This window comes from Streptomyces sp. NPDC026673, from assembly GCF_040638135.1.
Classification (GTDB): domain Bacteria; phylum Actinomycetota; class Actinomycetes; order Streptomycetales; family Streptomycetaceae; genus Actinacidiphila.
This window is the reverse complement of the sequence record NZ_JBEZXR010000062.1, coordinates 19,661-37,155: the sequence shown is the minus strand read 5'-3', so window position 1 is coordinate 37,155 and position 17,495 is coordinate 19,661. Positions and strand designations below refer to the sequence as shown.

General features: G+C 74.4%; 14 protein-coding genes and 1 pseudogene. 7 read left to right on the top strand and 8 right to left on the bottom strand.

The genetic code is table 11. The features are described 5' to 3' along the window. Nucleotides 1-17: 17 nt before the first annotated feature. Both AB0F62_RS31825 and AB0F62_RS31820 read right to left on the bottom strand, forming a co-directional pair. Nucleotides 18-974, bottom strand: a complete 957-nt coding sequence (locus tag AB0F62_RS31825) for a DUF389 domain-containing protein (protein ID WP_361807136.1) — start codon at nucleotides 972-974, stop codon at nucleotides 18-20. Nucleotides 975-1,296: 322 nt separating this feature from the next. Continuing rightward, the gene (locus AB0F62_RS31820) at nucleotides 1,297-1,941 is read right to left on the bottom strand and encodes a GAP family protein (RefSeq protein WP_361807133.1); all 645 of its coding nucleotides are present in this window, start codon (nucleotides 1,939-1,941) and stop codon (nucleotides 1,297-1,299) included. A 201-nt stretch (nucleotides 1,942-2,142) separates the two neighbouring features. Here AB0F62_RS31820 and AB0F62_RS31815 point away from each other — a divergent pair, with 201 nt between their 5' ends. Continuing rightward, on the top strand, nucleotides 2,143-3,543 hold the full coding sequence (locus AB0F62_RS31815; protein WP_361807130.1) for a DUF2252 domain-containing protein: 1,401 nt from the start codon (nucleotides 2,143-2,145) through the stop codon (nucleotides 3,541-3,543). Between the two features lie 49 nt (nucleotides 3,544-3,592). On the opposite strand, the gene AB0F62_RS31810 is transcribed toward AB0F62_RS31815, so the two are convergent. Continuing rightward, on the bottom strand, nucleotides 3,593-4,927 hold the full coding sequence (locus AB0F62_RS31810; protein ID WP_361807127.1) for a chloride channel protein: 1,335 nt from the start codon (nucleotides 4,925-4,927) through the stop codon (nucleotides 3,593-3,595). 194 nt (nucleotides 4,928-5,121) lie between these two features. Here AB0F62_RS31810 and fahA point away from each other — a divergent pair, with 194 nt between their 5' ends. The 3 genes from fahA (at nucleotide 5,122) to AB0F62_RS31795 (ending at nucleotide 9,422) form a co-directional block, all read left to right on the top strand. Continuing rightward, nucleotides 5,122-6,372 (top strand): fumarylacetoacetase, encoded by a 1,251-nt coding sequence (gene fahA, locus AB0F62_RS31805; protein ID WP_361807124.1) that lies wholly within the window; start codon nucleotides 5,122-5,124, stop codon nucleotides 6,370-6,372. A gap of 127 nt (nucleotides 6,373-6,499) precedes the next feature. After that, nucleotides 6,500-7,954, top strand: a complete 1,455-nt coding sequence (locus AB0F62_RS31800) for an MFS transporter (RefSeq protein ID WP_361807121.1) — start codon at nucleotides 6,500-6,502, stop codon at nucleotides 7,952-7,954. Further along, entirely contained in the window at nucleotides 7,944-9,422 is a 1,479-nt protein-coding gene (locus AB0F62_RS31795; RefSeq protein WP_361807118.1) for an aminotransferase class V-fold PLP-dependent enzyme, read from the top strand. The genes AB0F62_RS31800 and AB0F62_RS31795 overlap by 11 nt, the downstream gene beginning before the upstream one ends. Nucleotides 9,423-10,235: 813 nt before the next feature. Here AB0F62_RS31795 and AB0F62_RS31790 read toward each other — a convergent pair. The 3 genes from AB0F62_RS31790 to AB0F62_RS31780 form a co-directional block, all read right to left on the bottom strand. Then, the gene (locus AB0F62_RS31790) at nucleotides 10,236-11,204 is read right to left on the bottom strand and encodes a pirin family protein (RefSeq protein ID WP_361807115.1); all 969 of its coding nucleotides are present in this window, start codon (nucleotides 11,202-11,204) and stop codon (nucleotides 10,236-10,238) included. A 7-nt stretch (nucleotides 11,205-11,211) separates the two neighbouring features. Beyond that, nucleotides 11,212-12,969: an acyclic terpene utilization AtuA family protein gene (locus AB0F62_RS31785; RefSeq protein ID WP_361807112.1), complete on the bottom strand. Its 1,758-nt coding sequence runs from the start codon at nucleotides 12,967-12,969 to the stop codon at nucleotides 11,212-11,214. Between the two features lie 64 nt (nucleotides 12,970-13,033). Continuing rightward, nucleotides 13,034-14,395, bottom strand: coding sequence for an NAD(P)/FAD-dependent oxidoreductase (locus AB0F62_RS31780; RefSeq protein ID WP_361807109.1), 1,362 nt, complete (start codon nucleotides 14,393-14,395; stop codon nucleotides 13,034-13,036). Between the two features lie 231 nt (nucleotides 14,396-14,626). On the opposite strand from AB0F62_RS31780, the gene AB0F62_RS31775 reads away from it, so the two are divergent. Then, a complete protein-coding gene (locus tag AB0F62_RS31775) occupies nucleotides 14,627-15,163 on the top strand; it encodes an NUDIX domain-containing protein (RefSeq protein WP_361807106.1) in 537 nt (178 codons plus the stop codon). Here AB0F62_RS31775 and AB0F62_RS31770 read toward each other — a convergent pair. Both AB0F62_RS31770 and AB0F62_RS31765 read right to left on the bottom strand, forming a co-directional pair. Then, a pseudogene (locus AB0F62_RS31770) lies at nucleotides 15,138-15,884 on the bottom strand (DUF817 domain-containing protein); the annotation flags it as partial. The gene AB0F62_RS31775 and the pseudogene AB0F62_RS31770 sit on opposite strands and share 26 nt — an antisense overlap. A gap of 112 nt (nucleotides 15,885-15,996) precedes the next feature. Beyond that, entirely contained in the window at nucleotides 15,997-16,572 is a 576-nt protein-coding gene (locus AB0F62_RS31765) for a TetR/AcrR family transcriptional regulator (protein ID WP_361807103.1), read from the bottom strand. Between the two features lie 99 nt (nucleotides 16,573-16,671). Here AB0F62_RS31765 and AB0F62_RS31760 point away from each other — a divergent pair, with 99 nt between their 5' ends. Next, the gene (locus AB0F62_RS31760) at nucleotides 16,672-17,076 is read left to right on the top strand and encodes a DUF202 domain-containing protein (RefSeq protein ID WP_361807100.1); all 405 of its coding nucleotides are present in this window, start codon (nucleotides 16,672-16,674) and stop codon (nucleotides 17,074-17,076) included. Then, a complete protein-coding gene (locus AB0F62_RS31755; RefSeq protein WP_361807097.1) occupies nucleotides 17,076-17,411 on the top strand; it encodes a DUF202 domain-containing protein in 336 nt (111 codons plus the stop codon). The genes AB0F62_RS31760 and AB0F62_RS31755 overlap by 1 nt, the downstream gene beginning before the upstream one ends. The last annotated feature ends 84 nt before the right edge of the window (nucleotides 17,412-17,495 follow it).

Sequence of the window (17,495 nt, the reverse complement as noted above, 5' to 3'; positions counted from 1 at the left end):
GGACCACCGGCGGGGGGTCAGCGCACCTCGGCCGGGGCCTCGGCCCGGGCGCTGATGCGGCGCCAGATGGCCCGCTGGCACCTGAGGGTGCCGGTGCCGACGAGGACCAGCACGACAACGTTGAGCAGCAGCTGGAACAGGGAGCCCCGGGCCTCGTCCCAGCTGGCGAAGGCGAGCGAGACGCCGAGGTCCGCCCCGGCCGGGATGGTCGTGACGGAGATGAAGACGCCGAGCAGGGCGCTGGTGCGGGCCTCGGTCAGGGAGACGATGCCGACGATCCCGGCGAGCACTGCCACGACCAGGGAGAAGAAGTTGGGGGTGTTGATCAGGTGGGCGACCGGCCGCACTCCCAGCCGGAAGGCCTCCGGCTGCAGGTCGAAGGCGCGTACGAGCAGGGCGAAGAGCAGCGTGACGGCGATTGCCAGGAGGAAGCCCACGAGGAGGGCCCGCAGCCCCTCGCGGATCCTGGCGCGGTCGTGGCGGTCGATGCCGAGGGCGACGCTGGTGATGGCGGCGTACTCGGGTCCGACGACCATGGCCGCCACGATGAGGATCTGCGAGTTGCTGATGATGCCCACCGCGCCGATGACCCCGGCGATGACCAGGAGCAGGTAGAAGCTGGGCGGGTAGCGGCCCTCCGCGCGGATGCGGGCCTCGACCTGGTCCCACACTGGTGTGCGCAGCCGCGCGCCGAGGGACGCGGCTCCGGCCTTCTCGGCGGTCTCGGAGAAGACGACGTCGACCGGGTCGAGGACGATGGATCCGCGGCGGTCGAGCCCGAGCTCGCGCAGTGCGCGCAGGACGGTGTTGGCCGCGCCGGTCAGCACGTCGCACTCGATGGCGTCGCCGTCCGGGTGGCGGGCGCCGCCGGGCAGCAGGACGAGGTTGAGTACGCAGGGGTCGGCGCCGAGGGCGGTCATCGCCCGTTCCGTGAGGTCCGGCGGGCTCACCGCCCGGACATGGATCATGTCCACCCCTGCATTACGCCCGCGGCCGGCGGGGGCGGCAACTCGGCACGGGCGGCCGCGGGGTACGTCGGATTTCAGGCGCGGGCCCGGCCGTGGAACGCGCCGCGGAGCCCGCAGCGCGCCGAGATGCGGCCGGTGGGGGTGTGACCGCGGAGTGACCGGCGGCCGCCGGGGGGTGCGGTGGGCGGGCCGCCGGGTACGGACCCGGCACGGGCACCGGCAGGTGGCGGGGCGACGACGCCCCATCCGGGTACCGGCCGTGCACGCGCTCGCGCCGCACCCGCCGGACCGGCGCCCGATCGCCCCGCCGATGGAGCCGCCCGGTGGCTCAGGCGGTGAGCTGGTAGAGGCTCTTGCCGACCAGCCAGAGCCCGACGAGGAGGCACAGCACGATGATCGCCTGGTCCTGGTGGCCGTCGAGCCAGGTGCGCAGCCCGCGCAGCCGGACCCGGGCCGCGTCCGGCGCGAACACCGTGTAGACCTCCATCGTCAGCAGGCTGGAGCTGGCGATCAGGCAGTACGCCATCAGCGCCAGGTACGCCTCCAGGTGGGAGAGATCGGCCTCGACGACCGTGGCGGCGCCGGCCGCCACCAGCCCCCACGGCTGGAGCAGGACCGCGAGGCCCGCCGCCGACCAGGCAGAGACCTGTTCCAGACGGCTCGTCGTCGCCCGCGGCCGGTGGGGGCGCGCCGCGCGGCGCCGACGGTGCTCGGCGTAGCCGACCAGCCCGACGCCGACGGCGAGTTTGCCGGCGAGCGCGGCCGTCGACGGAGTGGACTTCGGCTCCGGCGGTTTGCCCTGGGTCAGCAGCAGCACCGCCGCGATGACGGCGACCAGGCAGGCCAGCCAGCCCACGATGAAGGCGAGCCCCTTCCACACCCCGCCGCGGGTGCTCAGCACCAGCACGAAGGCCATGAGCGGGAACGGGAACAAGGTGACGGCCAGCCCGATCAGGACGAGGTCAAGGACCATCGCCGCCCCCGCGAGGGGTCGGGGCCCGGAGGGAGCGGCCGGCCGCGTCCATGCGGTCATGGTCACCGGGTCCGCCCGCGGGCACAAATCAGCCGCCCCGGATCCGATTCGCCGGGCCCGTGGGCCGGGCTTACGTTTGAGGTGGCCGGCGCACCCGCTCACTCCCGGCGGGGCCGTGCGGACCGGAGGACGGTGACCGCGATGACCGTGGACGCCCGGTGGAGTTCGCCCGGGGAGCGCGCCGCGCGCGGCAAGGCGGCCCGCAAGAGGGCGCCGCGCTCCGCCCACGCGGAGTACACGCCCGCGGCGGACCGGGCCGACCCGGTGGACATCGTCGAGGAGCAGTCGGCGCGGCGGGTGCCGGAGCTCGTGCCGATCCGCTATGGGCGCATGATCGAGTCGCCGTTCCGCTTCTACCGCGGGGCGGCCGCCGTCATGGCCGCGGACCTGGCGTCCACCCCCCGCTCGGGCCTGCGGGCCCAGCTGTGCGGCGACGCGCACATGCTCAACTTCCGGCTGCTGGCCTCGCCGGAGCGTCGGCTGATGTTCGACATCAACGACTTCGACGAGACCCTGCCGGGTCCCTGGGAGTGGGACGTCAAGCGCCTGGCCGCCAGCCTGGTCATCGCGGGCCGAGCCAACGGCTTCTCGGCCGCGGAGCGCGCGGACGTGGTGCGGGCGGCCGTGGGCACGTACCGCCGGCGGATGCGCGGCTTCGCCGGGATGGGCAACCTGCAGGTCTGGTACACCCGCTTCGAGGCGGACGAGCTGCAGCAGCAGTTCGCCCCGATGATGAGCGGCGAGGACGTCGTGCGCTGGGAGCGGGCCCGCGCCCGGGCCCGTGCGCGCGACACGCTGCAGGTCTTCGACAAGCTCACGCGGGTGATCGGCGGCAGACGCCTGATCGCCCCCGATCCCCCGCTGCTGATGCCGCTGCGCGACCTGCTCGACGGCGACGCACGCACCTCCCTGGAGAGGGAGATCGCCCGGCTGATCGAGCGTTACGGCCACACCCTCCAGCCCGACCGCCGCTTCCTGCTGGAGCAGTACCGGCTCGCCGACTGCGCGCGGAAGGTCGTGGGGGTGGGCAGTGTGGGGACCCGCTGCTGGATCGTCCTGATGCTGGGCAAGGACGACGAGGATCCGCTGTTCCTGCAGGCCAAGGAGGCGGACGAGTCCGTTCTCGCCCCGTACGCGGGAGCCGGCCCGCACCGTACCCAGGGCGAGCGGGTGGTCGCCGGGCAGCGCTTGATGCAGGCGACCAGCGACATCTTCCTCGGCTGGGAACGCCTCCACGGCATCGACGGGCGGCAGCGCGACTTCTACATCCGGCAGTTGCGGGACTGGAAGGGCATCGTGGTGGCCGAGGACCTGCTCCCCAGGACGATGACGCTGTTCGGGGAGGTGTGCGGCGCCACGCTGGCCCGGGCGCACGCACGGTCCGGGGACCGGATCGGCATCGCCGCCTACCTGGGGGGTTCGGACGTCTTCGACCGGGCGGTCGCCCGGTTCGCCGAGGCGTACGCGGACCAGAACGAGCGGGATCACCGGGCGCTCGTGGACGCCGTCCGCGCCGGCCGCGTCATGGCGGAGGCCGCCTGACCCCCGCAACGGGGCGTCGCGCCCCGGGCGTTCCCGCTCCCCGCGCCGGTCAGGGCCGCGACGACGCCGGACGTGACGCCCGTCCGGGCGCCGGAGGCCGTCCGCCGCCGAGCGGCGGGAGAGGCGGGATGTCCGGGCCCTGGGGCAGGAGTTCGACGACCACGAAGGCGACGACCACCGCGAGCACCACGACCGGCACCGATTCGACGTTGCCGAGCATCAGGACGACGAGCACCACGCTGCTGACCGGCAGCCGCATGGCCGCGGCGCACGCCGCCGCCATGCCCGCGGCCATGGCCGGTACGACCCCGAAGCCCGGGAGCGGGGCGGCCAGCGCCCCGGCGGCCCCGCCGAGGAAGAGCGACGGGAAGATCGGGCCGCCGCGGAGGCTGCCCAGGCACAGCGCGTAGCCGGCGCCCTTGAACACCAGCACCGCGATCAGGGCGCCGACCGGCCAGGAGTGCGGGTCGGGGGCCAGCTGCGCCAGGGTCGTCTGCCCGGAGGACGCGACATCCTCGGGGGTGCGGCCCGTGGCGAGCGTGTACAGGGCGGCGCATGCTCCGGCGGCGAGCGCGCACACCACGGTGTGGAGCAGCGGCCGGCGGGAGACGAACACGGCCGTGGCCTTGCCGCCGGTGACGATGGCGTGCACGGCCAGCCCGACCGCCACCGCGAGCAGGACGCCCCACACCACGTCGCCCGCGTCGAGCGCGGGCGGCCGGGGCAGACCGATGTCGAGGTGCGTGGTCTTCAGTCCGGTCCAGCGGCCGAAGCCGGTGAACACGATGTCCCCGACCCCGCTGGCGAGCAGGGCGGGCAGCATGACGGCGAACAGCTGGGGACCGCCGACCCCGGCGACCTCCATGAGCAGCACCGCGGCCACCACCGGATTGCCGAAGATCGTGGCGATCGCCGCGGCGGAACCGGCGGCGCCCACCAGGGCGTTGCTCTGCGGGGTCGCGGCCGAGCGGGACAGGTCGCGGAAGAGCAGCGCCAGGCCGGCGCCGAAGGCGATGAGCGGCGCCTCGGGGCCGAGTACGGCGCCGAGGGGCAGGCCGGCCAGCGCTGCGGCGACCACCCCGCGCAGGGCCGCGGAGGTGGCCCCTCCGGTGTGCAGTCCCGCGGCCGGGATGTGACCGCCGTGGCCCGGCATCCGGGTGACGACCAGTCCGACGATCACGCCGGCGAGGGTCAGCAGCGGCAGCGGCCACCACCAGGGCGGGACGGGCCATCCGAGGTGGTCCGGAAGGACCTCCCAGAGCAGCCGCTCCAGTTCGTGGAGCGCGACGAGGAACCAGAACGCCACGAAGGACACCGGAACGCCGATCACCGCACTGAACACGAGCGTCCTGCGGTACGCCGGCCGCCGCAGCAGGTCCCGCAACTCGTCGGCTTCTCGGGGCTGGTTCCCGGGGTGGCTGATCGCTGCTCTCCTCGGCCGTCGTACGGAAAAGGGGCGGAACGGGTGATGTCCGGCGAGACTACCGACGCGGGACCGCACGGCGGCGCAGGCCACGCTGGACGTTAGGGTGAGCCGACCGCGCGAGGAGGCGCGGCCCCGACGTATCTGGAGGTGCCATGGCCGCCCCCACCTGGGTCGCCGTGCCGGACGACTCCCCCTTCGGCGTCCACAATCTGCCGTACGGGGTGTTCACCACCGCCGACCGCCCGCGGGAACGCCGGATCGGCGTCGCGATCGGCGACCACGTGCTCGACGCCGGCGCCGCCGCGCGCGCCGCGGGGGCGGGCCCGGAAGCCGGGCTGCTCACCGCGCCGACACTCAACCCCCTGCTGGCGGCGGGGCGTTCCGCATGGACCGCGGTACGGTCGCTGCTCACCGCGTGGCTGACCGATCAGGCCCACCGGCCGGCGGTCGAGCCGCATCTGCTGCCGCGCGACTCCGTCACGCCGCATCTCGCGTTCGACGTCGCGGACTACGTCGACTTCTACGCCTCGGAGCACCACGCCACCAACGTCGGCCGGATCTTCCGTCCCGACGTGGAACCGCTGCCGGCCAACTGGAAGCACCTCCCGATCGGTTACCACGGCCGCAGCGGCACGATCGTCGTATCGGGGACTCCGGTGGTGCGTCCCAACGGGCAGCGCAGGGGCGCGGGCCTGTCCGCCCCGTCCTTCGGGCCGTGCGAACGGCTGGACTTCGAGGCCGAGCTCGGCTTCGTCGTCGGCGGCCCGACGGCGCAGGGCGAGCCGGTGGCCCTGGCGGAGGCCGAGGAGCACGTCTTCGGGGTCTGTCTGCTCAACGACTGGTCCGCGCGGGACATCCAGGCCTGGGAGACCGTGCCGCTCGGCCCGTTCCTGGGGAAGTCCTTCGCCACGTCGGTCTCCCCGTGGATCGTCCCCCTCGACGCGCTGGCGGCGGCGCGCGTCGACCCGCCGCCGCACGACGTGGGGATCCTGCCCTACCTGGACGACCGGGGAGCGGGGACGCCGCCGCGCGGCCTGGACATCGCCGTGGAGGTCCGGCTGCGGGGCGAGGTCGTCTCCCGGCCGCCGTTCTCCACCATGTACTGGACGTACGCCCAGATGCTCGCCCACATGACCGTGAACGGCGCCTCGCTGCGGGCCGGCGACCTCTTCGGCTCCGGCACCATCAGCGGCCCGCTGCGTGAACAGCGCGGCGCGCTGATCGAGTTGACCTGGAACGGCGAGGAACCGCTGGTGCTGGCGGACGGTACGAAGCGGACGTTCCTGGAGGACGGCGACGAGCTCGTCATCTCGGCGACCGCCCCGGGGCCCGGCGGCACCCGCATCGGCTTCGGCGAGGTCGCGGGCCGGGTGGTGGCGGGGCCGGAGCCTTCCGTGAATTGACCTGCTCAGGGGTCTGTCCGAGGCCCGGGCCGGCGTGATCTCCTACGCCTGTCGGTGCGGCGCCCGTCACAGGGCGCCGCACCGCCGCGTACGACCGCCCCGAACGATCCGGCCCCGCAGGGAACCCATGTCCGAGACGCTGCCCTCCGCACCTCTCCAGGACGCCGGCCGCGCGTCCGCCCCGCCGCTGCCCCGGCGGGTGCGGATCGGCTACGGCCTGGGATCGCTGGGCACCGGCACCTTCGGCACGGTGCCGGGCCTGATCCTGCTCTACTACCTCACCAATGTGCTGGCCGTCCCGGCGGCCGTGGCGGGCGCGGCGGTCTTCCTGCCCAAGGCCTGGGACGTGCTGGTCAACCCGCTGGTGGGCGCGGCCGCCGACCGCAGCCGGCTGCAGGGGGGATCGCGGCGGCCCTTCCTGCTGGCCGGGGCGCTCACCCTGCCCCCGCTGTTCGCCCTGGTCTTCGCGGCGCCCCCGGTGCGGGGGGCCGCCGCCGCGGTCTATGTGGCCGTGTTCTTCCTGCTGGCGGCCACCGCCTACGCCGTCTTCCAGGTCCCGTACGTGACGATGCCGGCCGAGATGACCGAGGACCCCGGCGAGCGCGCCCGAGTACTGGGCTGGCGCGTGGGGTTCCTCGGTGTGGCGATCCTGCTGTCGGGGGCGCTGGCCCCGGCCGTCGCCCACGAGAACGGCGACACCCCGGCGAGCTACCGGCTGATGGGCGTGCTCGTGGCGGTGCTGCTGCTGACCGGGATGCTCGGGGCGTGGCACTTCACCCGGCGGGCTCCATCGGTCGCCCGCAGCGAGTCGGAGCCTTCACTGCGGGCCCAGTTGGCGGCGGCCCGGGACAACCGGCCGTTCCTCTTCCTGGTGGGGATGTGGACGCTGCAGGCCCTCGCCGTCGGGATCATGCTGGCCGGGGTGCAGTACTTCGCCACGTACACCCTCGGCGCGGCGGAGGCGGTGACCCCGCTGTTCGTCTGCATGATCGGACCGCTGGTCCTGGTGATGCCGCTGTGGAACCGGCTGGCCCGGACGCGCGGCGTGAAGTACGCGCAGTGGTGCGCCTCGCTGCTCTTCGTCGCCGGTGCCGCCCTGCTGGCGCTCACCCCGTACGCCGGAGCGGGGCTCGGCTATCCGGCGGTCGCGGCCGTCGGGATCGCCTACGCGGGGCTGCAGTTGCTGCCGCTGACGATGCTCGCCGACACCCTGGCCGCGGACGCGGTCCGCACGGGGCGGCGCAGGGCGGCCACCTTCACGGGCCTGTGGACGGCCGCCGAGACGTTGGCGTTCGCGCTGGGCGCCGGGGCCTTCGCGCTGGTGCTGGCGGTGAGCGGGTTCCGCTCCTCGGACGCCTCCCACCACGTCGGCCAGCCGGAGTCGGCTCTGACCGGCATCACCGTGGGCATGAGCGTACTGCCCGCGGTGCTCGCCGCCGCGAGCCTGTGGCTGCTCCACCGCTACCGCGAGGATCCCCCGGACGCCGCCCCGGCCCCGCAGACCCCGGCCCCGCAGGACGCCGCCCCGCAGGACCCCGCCCGTTCCGACCCGCCCGAGGACACCGACGACCATGCCCACTGAGCCCGTTCCCTCCCCCGCCCTCCCCCAGGGCCGCCCGGCCGACAAGGTGCTGGAGCACCTGCGGGCGCTGCGCTCGCAGGACGCCCCCACCCGCGGCGGCCGCACCTTCGCCTACGTGTACGACTCGGGTCTGTCCGGCGTGGACGAACTGGCCGCCGCCGCGTACGCGGAGTTCGCCACCGTCAACGGGCTGGACATGACGGTCTTCCCCAGCGTCGCCCGGCTGGAGAACGACCTGGTCGCCGCCGCCGTGGCGCTGCTGGGCGCGCCCGGCGCGCAGGGCACCTTCACCAGCGGCGGCACCGAGTCGATCCTGCTCGCCGTGAAGACCGCCCGCGACCACGCCCGGGCGGTACGCGGGGTGACCGAGCCGCAGCTGCTGCTGCCCTCGACGGCGCACGCCGCCTTCCACAAGGCGGCCGCCTACCTGGGCCTGGAGACCGTGGTGGTCCCGGTGGACCGGGAGACGCTGCGGGCCGACGCGGCGGCGATGGCGGCCGCGATCACCGACCGGACGGCGCTGGTCGTGGCCTCCGCGCCCTCGTACGCCCACGGAGTGGTCGACCCGGTGGCGGAGATCGCCGCCGCGGCGGCCGCGCGCGGCGTGCTGTGCCACGTCGACGCCTGCATCGGCGGCTGGCTCCTGCCCTACCTGCGGCGCACCGGCCGGGAGGTGCCGGCCTTCGACCTGTCGGTGCCCGGGGTGACCTCGCTCTCGATGGACCTGCACAAGTACGGGTACGCCGACAAGGGCGCCTCCGTGGTGCTGTACCGGGACGCCGCGCTGCGCCGCCACCAGTACTTCGCGCACGCGGGCTGGCCGGGCTACCCCGTGGTGAACCCCACCGTGCAGGGCACCAAGTCGGCCGGACTGCTCGCCCAGGCGTGGGCGGTGCAGCGGCACATCGGGGAGGACGGCTACCGGGCGCTCGCCGAGCGCACCGCCGCGGCCGCCGACCGGCTGCTGCCCGGGCTGCGTGCCGTCGAGGGGATACGGGTGCTGGGCGAGCCGCAGGCCGGGCTCGTCGCGTTCACGCTGCTCGGGGCGGACGGCGCGCCGGACCTGAGCCTGCTGCTGCACCTGGCCGACGAGATGCGCGAACGCGGCTGGTATCTGCAGCCGCAGCTGTCCTTCGACGGGCTGCCGCCCAATCTGCACCTGACGCTGACCCCGGCGGCGGCCGGGCTGGTGGACGCGCTCCTCACCGATCTGGACGCGGCGCTGAAGGCGGCGCGCGCCCTGGAGCCGGTGAGCGTGGACCCGGCGATCGCGGAGTTCGCCTCGGAACTCGACCCGAACACCCTGGGGCCGGAGGAGGTCGAGGCGGTACTGGCCTTCGCCGGTCTGGGCGGGGGCACGGGGCTGCCCCGTCGGATGGCCCCGGTCCTGGCGCTGCTGGACGCGCTGCCCGTGCCGCTCAAGGAGCGGCTGCTGACGGAGTTCGTCGGCGCGGTCTTCCACATCTGACGACGCGCGGCGTTCCCAGGTGACCGGGCCGGTCCGGGCCGGGCCGGTCCGGGCCGCCGGGCGGCGCGGTGGGCGAGTTCGCGCGACCCGCACGCCTCGGCGCGGCCCGCGGAACCGGTCGGCCCGGCGGCGCGACGGGCGCCGACCGGCAGGCCGACGCGGCCGATGTGGTGCTGACGCGTTCGCCGGGCGCCCCAGGGCGGTCCAGGTGGCCACCGCCGTGCCGTCCGCAGGGTCGGCACCGTCCCTTGCCGGCCGCGCGACGTCACCGCGAACCGGGCGCGCCCAGGAGGCCCGCCCGTTGGACGAGTTCACGTACGGCGCGCGCCTCGGCGAGCCCCTGGAACCGCCCAGGACCCCAGGAAACCGACAGGGCGGGCGAGTTCGCGAAACGCACACGCGACGGCGGCCGTGCGCCGCCGCGCCCGGTGGGCACCCGGCACGCGGACCTCGGGAAACCGAACGCCGACCGGGAGACCCGCCCGTTGGACGAGTTCACGCACGGCGCACGCCTCGGCGAGCCCCTGGAACCGCCCAGGACCCCAGGAAACCGACAGGGCGGGCGAGTTCGCGAAACGCACACGCGTCGGCAGCCATGCGCCGTCGCGCCCGGTGGGCGAGTTCACGCGGCCCGCGGAACCGGCCAGGGCGACGCCAAGGCCGCGGGCCACGCGGCCCGCGGCATGAAGCACAGAGACCACGCGCCGCCGGGCCCGCACGCTCGCGCGGGCCCCTTGCCGCCGCGCGACGCCGCCACGAACAGGACGCCGCCCCGGAGACCGGCGCCGGAACCCGCTGTCGCCTCGCGGCGCGTCAGCGTTCGCGGCCGCGGGGCTTGAGGGGGGTCGCGGGCAGCTCCGGGGCCAGGAGGCGGTCGCCGTGGTAGCTGTGGACGGTGCCGAAGGCGCTGCCCGTGTTCCACTCCTCCCGGGCCCGGGCGATCTCGTCGCCGGTGCGCCCCACGAAGTTCCACCACATGACGAGCTTCTCCTCGAACGGCTCGCCGCCCAGCAGCATCAGACCCGCGTCCCCGTCGGCGCGCAGCGGCAGTTCGGTACGTCCGCAGCCGAGGTAGAGCATCGATCCGGCCTCGACGGGGACGCCGTCCACCTCGGCCCGGCCGGACATCGAGAGCACCGCGTACTCGAAGTCCCGCTCCAGCGGCAGCGTCACGTCGGTGCCCTCGGCGAGCGCCAGGTCGGCGCCCACGATGGGGGTGTACGCCGTGCCGGGCGAGGCCGCGCCGTCCACCTCGCCGAGGATCACGGTGGCGGTGAGCCCCGGGCCGCCGTTCAGCACGGGCAGGTCGGCGTGGTGCTCGAACGCGGGCTCGCGGTGTCGGGCCGTATCCGGGAGGGCGACCCACAGCTGGGCGCCGTGCAGGAGGCGGGCGTGCTCGCGCGGGGACTCCTCCGAGTGGGCGATGCCCCGGCCCGAGGTCATCAGGCCCAGTTCCCTCGGCCGCACGGTCTGCAGGCTGCCGAGGGTGTCGCGGTGCAGCACCTCGCCCTCGTGCAGCCAGCTGACCGTCTGCAGCCCGATGTGCGGGTGCGGCGGCACCTGCATGCCGGGCTGGTCGGCGATGTCGTCGGGGCCGTAGTGATCGACGAAGCACCAGGCGCCGACCATGCGGCGGCCGAGGTTGGGGAGCAGACGCCGGACGGCGGTGCTCTCGCCGAGCGGCACGAGGCGTCCGGTGAGCAGGTCGTGGACGGGTTTCGCGGACACGTCCTCACGCCCGCCGCAGGTCGCGGGCACGGGGTGGACATCGAGGTTGCTCATGGGGCGATCATGCCCGGCCGCGTGGTCCGGGGACGAGCACCGCCGGGATGTCGGCCTCCAGTCCGCGCAGATACTCGCCGAGCCCCTTGGCCTGCGGGTCGGGTCGGGTGGACGCGGCGACCCCGTCGCCGAGCAGGCCGTGCACGACGAAATTCAGGGCGCGCAGATTGGGCAGCTCGTGGCGGCTGACGGCGAGTTTGGCGGCCTCCGGAAGCAGGGCGCGCAGCCGCTCGACGTCCAGCCAGGCGCGCAGCCAGGCGTACCCGGCGTCGTCGCGGGCCCACAGGCCGACGTTGGCGTCGCCGCCCTTGTCGCCGGAGCGGGCGCCGACCACCAGGCCGAGCGGGACGCGCACGGTGGGGCCGTGAGCCACGGGCGCGGACGGGGCCGGGGGCTGCGCGGGGACGCGTACCGACGTGGCCGGCGGGCGGGGGACGGGCACGCGGGTGCCGTCCTGGAGCACGACCTCGGGGTGGACGAGGGCGGCGGGGACCAGCGCGGGCCAGTGGACCCCGTACTCGGTGGGCCGGGGCGAGAAGTGCTCCATGTGCAGCCCGGGCGCGGTGGACAGGCCCGTCCCGACGACGGCGCCGAAGAGGGAGCGGCCCACCTTGTCCTTGTCGGCGTCCTTCACGGTGAGGGTCAGACGGGCGCCGGACGCGGTGGGCTCGGTGCGCACGTCGTAGGTGTCGAAGCCGGACGGGCCGCCGGTCGCGTCGAGCAGGGACGCCTCGGCGAAGCGGGCCTTGGCCTCGATGTCGGGGCCGGTGAGCACGAAGGTGGCCGAGTTGCGGTAGCCCCCGTGGTGGTTGAGGCACACCTTGAGTGTGTCGGGGGCCGGCTCGCCGCGGGCGCCGGTGACCAGGACGCGGTCGGGCCCCTCCTGCGCCAGGGTCACGGTGTCGAAGCGCGTGACGACGTCGGGGTTGAGGTAGGCGGGCCGGTCGATCTCGTACAGCAGCTGGGCGGTGACGGTCTCGACGGTGACCGCTCCCCCGGTGCCCTCGTGCTTGGTGATGACGCTGGAGCCGTCGGGCCGCAGCTCGGCGATGGGGAAGCCGGGGCGCACGGGCCGTTCGATCTCCGTGAAGAAGGAGTAGTTGCCGCCGGTGGCCTGGGCACCGCACTCGATGATGTGCCCGGCGGTGACCGCGCCGGCGAGCCGGTCCCAGTCGTCGGTGGCCCAGTCGAAGGCCCAGGCGGCGGGGCCGACCACGAGGGAGGCGTCCGTGACGCGGCCGCAGACGACGACGTCGGCTCCTGCGCGCAGGGCCTCGGTGATGCCCCAGGCGCCGAGGTAGGCGTTGGCGGTGAGCGGGCGCACGCCCGCTTCGGCGAGCGGGAGACCGGTGGCCAGGTGCGCGAACGGATGGCCCTCGTGCTGGAGTTCGGGCAGCCGGCCGAGGAGGTCGTCGCCCTCGAGGTGGGCGACGGAGGGGTTGAGCCCCGCGAGGGCGGCCAGCTCGCGCAGCTTGGCGGCCAGTCCCGCGGGGTTGAGCCCGCCCGCGTTGACGACGACCTTGATGCCGCGGTCCAGGCAGGTGGCGAGGACGTCTCCCATCTGCGCGAGGAAGGACATCGCGTAGCCGGCCTCGGGATCGCGCTGCCGGGCCTTCCAGAGCAGCAGCATCGTCAGCTCGGCGAGGTAGTCGCCGGTCAGTACGTCGATCGGGCCGCCCTCGACCATCTCGCGGGCGGCCGACAGGCGGTCGCCGTAGAAGCCGGAGCAGTTGGCGATGCGCAGGGTCTCACGTCGCTGGGTCATGTCCCTCGCCGTCAGCGTGTCGGTGTTCAGATGTGGGATGGGGCGGTGCGGCTGGTGCGGGAGCTCACGCGGCCGTCGCGCGCAGCGACTCGACGTGGCGGCGGATCTCCTCGGGCGTGAGGTAGATGTCGGTGACCTCGAAGTCCTTCAGGGCGGCCGGCCTGCGGGCCTGGAACCCGGTGCGGACGAAGTCGTCCCCGGCGACGGCGTTGAGGAACCAGCCGGCGGCGGCCCGGAAGCGCGCGGGGAAGGTGCGCAGCGCGCCCAGGTGGTAGCCGCGGGCGACGACCTGGGCGGGGAGGCCGCTGAGCGGGATGCCGAGCGGCTTGGAGACCGCCTCGACCCCGCCGAGGTCGACGACGAGCCCGAGGTCCTTGTGCCGGTACGGCTGGAGGGGGCGGCCGCGCAGCGCCGCGACGACGTTCTCGGCGACGGCCTTGCCCTGCCGCATGGCGTGCTGGGCGGTGGGCGGGCAGACCGCGCCGCCGCCCACGTCCAGGTCGGGGACGGCGGCCGAGTCGCCGAGGGCGAAGACCCCGTCGGCGCCGGGGATGCACATCTCGGGGTCGGTGACGAGCCGGCCCTTGACGGTCTCGGTGCCCAGCGTGGCCACCAGGGGACTGGAGACGACGCCGGCGGTCCAGATGAGGGTGCGGCAGGGCAGCTTGCGCCCGTCGGTGAAGGTCACGGTGTCGGGGGTGACCTCCGCGACGGACACGCCGAGCGAGACCTCGACCCCGCGCTCGCTGACGATCTGCAGCGCCTTCAGGCCGAGTTTCTCGCCGAGTTCGGGCATCAGGCGGGGCGCGATGTCGATCAGGTGCCACTTGATGAGGGCCGGATCGAGGCGCGGGTAGCGCTTGGCCGCCGCCGTCGTCAGCCGCTGCAGGACGGCGGCCGTCTCGGTGCCCGCGTAGCCGCCGCCGACGACGACGAACTGAAGCCGCGACTCCCGCTCGGCCTGGTCCGTGGTGGCGGACGCCAGGTCCAGCTGGGCGATGACGTGGTCGCGGATGTACGCCGCCTCGGCCAGTGTCTTCATGCCGCGGCCGTACTCGGTGAGGCCGGGGATGTCGAAGGTGCGGGTCACGCTTCCGGGGGCCAGCACGAGGTAGTCGTACTCCGTGACGAGCTCCTCGTCGGTGATCTTCTTGATGACGACGGCCTTGGCGGCCGGGTCGACGCCGATCGCCCGCCCGGGTATGACCTCGCTGCGGTGCACCATGCGGCGCAGCGGGACGGCGACCGCCTGGGGGGTGAGCACACCGGCGGCGACATGCGGGAGCAGGGGCAGGTAGAGCTGGTGGCTCCAGGGCGTGACCAGGGTGATCTCGGCCTCGTCCGGGGTCAGCCGCCGCTCCAGCCTGTGCACGCACTCCATGCCCGCGAAGCCGCCGCCGACGACCAGGATCCTGGGTCGCTTCATCACTCGCCTCCCATAGGACCGTTCGGGGCCCGTTTCCCTACCCGCGGCGTGTGCGAATACGCCTCCGGCCACGCTCGCACACGCCTCGTCGCGGCGCGAACGGAGCGGCGGCGGCCCGTGCGGCACGCTACCCGCCCCGGCACGCGGAGAAGAAGGGTTCCGGAGGGCCCGCCCCGGGCCCGATCATGGATCCGTACGGGCCGACGGGCACCGGGACGGACGGGAGGCACCGTGGAGGACGCGCCGCGCTCGGCGGACGAGCTGCTGGACATCGTGGACGAACAGGACCGGGTGGTCGGGCGGATGGCGCGCGGCGAGGCGACCGCGCGCGGACTGCGGCACCGCTGTGTCTTCATCCTGGCCAGGGACGCCGAGGGACGGGTGTTCGTGCATCGCCGGACGGCGCAGAAGCTGGTCTTCCCCTCCCTCTACGACATGTTCGTCGGCGGTGTGGTGGGCGCGGGCGAGGAGTACGACGACGCCGCGCTGCGCGAGGCGGAGGAGGAGCTGGGGGTGTCGGGCCTGCCGCGTCCCACACCGCTGTTCAGCTTCCTGTACGAGGGGACGGGGGCGGCCGCCGGTCACACCTGGTGGTCCCGGGTGTACGAGGTGCGCTGCGATCTTCCGGTGGAGCCCCAGGTCGAAGAGGTCGCCTGGCACGACTTCCTGACCGAGGAGGAGCTGGCGCGGCTCCTGCCGGAACGGGAGTGGGTGCCGGACGGCCTGGAGGCCTGGCACCGGCTGCGCGACTGGCGACGACGAAGGTGACGCTGATCAGCAGCGCCCAGGCGCCGAACTTGGCGAGGGAGACCGGCACCCAGCCGTCCGCCTGGTCGGGGTAGCGCCAGGCGCCCACGTAGGTGGCGGCGTTCTCCGCCACCCAGAGGAAGAAGCCGATCAGGACGAAGGAGAGCGCCAGCGGCATGCGGTGGCGCACGCCGTCCACCGTGAAGTGCACCCAGGTGCCGGCCGTGGCCCACAGCAGCAGCACGGCCAGCACCCAGCGTGCGTCGGGGAGCCAGTGGTGGGTGAAGAAGTTGAGGTACACCGCCGCGGCGAGGATCGTCATGGCCCGGCGGCGGTAGCCGGTCAGGCCCAGCTCGAAGAGCCGCCACGCGGCGCACACATAGCTGCCGACGGCGGCGTAGAGGAAGCCCCCGTACAGCGGGACGCCGCCGAACTTGGTGAGCCCCGGCTCGGGGTAGCTCCAGGAGCCCAGGCGCACCTTCACGAGTTCGAAGAGCAACCCGACCGCGTGGCAGACCGCGATCACCGCGACGTCGCGGCCGCGTTCCCAGCCGCAGGCCCAGAACAGCGCGCTCAGCGCGATCCCGTAGCAGAGCAGCAGGTCGTAGCGGGCGACGGGCAGGGGCGGCAGCAGCCGCGAGCCGGCCACGCCCGCCATGAGCGCGACGGCGAAGGCGCAGCAGCGCGCCTCCGTCCAGCCGAAGAGGACGAGTCTGCGGATCCCGGTGGTGATCGCTCCCATGACCAGGGGGACACCATGCGGCACCGCCCCGGTTCCGGGTGGGACTGGGCGGGGCCAAGCGGGGCGGGGCGGGGCGGGGGCGGAACCGGACGGTGTGAAGCGGGGCGGGCGATCAGTCCAGGGAGCGCAGGGCGGTCTCGACGGCGTCCTCGACGAAGGACCGGCCGACGCGGGCCTGGCCCACGACGCGCAGCCCCTGGACGAAGGTGGTGAAGAAGCGGGCCAGTTCCACCGGGTTCTTCTCGGCGGACAGCTCGCCCCGGGCCCTCGCCTTCTCCAGGGCCGCCGCGAGGGTCGACTCCAGCAGGCGCAGGGTGACCGCGACGCGGTCCACGGTCTCGGGGTCCCCGCCGCGCTCGGTGGCGGCGTTGACCAGCAGGCAGCCCCGCTCGGGGTCCTCCAGGTCGGCCTCGACCATCTGCATCAGCGCGGTGCGGACGGCGGGGCGGATCTCGTCGGCGTTCTCCAGCAGTGCAACGAGCCCGCCGGCGTGGCGATCGCAGTAGCGCTCCAGGGCGCGGGCGTAGAGCTTGTCCTTGGAGCCGAAGGCCGCGTAGAGGCTGCCGCTGCCGATGGAGAGCTCGGCCAGCAGGTCCTGGAGCGACGTCGCCGCGTAGCCGCGGCGCCAGAACAGGTCCATCGCACGCTCGAGGGCCTTGTCGGTGTCGAACTCCCTGGTACGCGCCATGGGGGGAGGATACCATTTCTGGATCGATTGCTAAAATATCGCGCCCGGAGGCGCTCCCCAGCGCGCGCTCGCGCGGAGCCCGCTCGGTACTGTGGGGCCGTGATCAAGCACGTGCGGGCCGCGATCGGGTCCGTGGGCCTGTGGTTCGCCCCGGCGCGGGTGCGGACGGAGGGGACGACGCCCGACTACCGCTTCTCGCTCGCCAACGAGCGGACCTTCCTGGCGTGGCTGCGCACGGCGCTGGCGCTGGTGGGCGGCGGCTTCGCGGTCGACCAGTTCCTGCGGGACCTGCGCCGACCGGTCCGGGTGACGCTGGCGGTGGTCCTGGTGGTCGGAGGGGCGATGTGCGCCATCCGCGCGGTGAACCACTGGGTGCGCTGCGAGCGGGCGATGCGGCGCGGGGAGGACCTGCCGGAGTCGCGGTTCCCCGCCGTGCTGGCGGTGCTGGTGGCCTTGATGGCGGTGGCGATGCTGCTCACGGTGACGCTGGGGTGGGCGGGCTGATGGCCGCCCCGGCCGGCGATCCGCCGCGGGACCCGGGGCTTCAGCCGGAGCGGACCCGGCTGGCCTGGCGGCGCACCACGCTCGCCTTCGCCGTGGCGGCGCTGCTGGCCGGGCGCGAGGCGGCGCTGCACGGGGTGTCGCCGGCCTGGCTGCTGGGACTGGCGCTGTGCGCGGCGGCGTGGCTGGCGTTCACGGCGGCCGCCCAGCGCAGGATCGGCGCCCTGGACGCCGGGCGGCCCGCCCCTCTGTCGCCCCGGGCGGCGGCCTGGGCCGTGGCCTGCGTCCTGGCGCTCGCCGCCGCCGGATCCCTCCTGGTCCTCCTGGGCCCCCGCTGAGACCGGCCGGAGCCGACGCCGCGGTTTCTTGGCGGCGGAAATGATTGATGACATCAAGTTAATGATTCACAATCTCAAGCATTT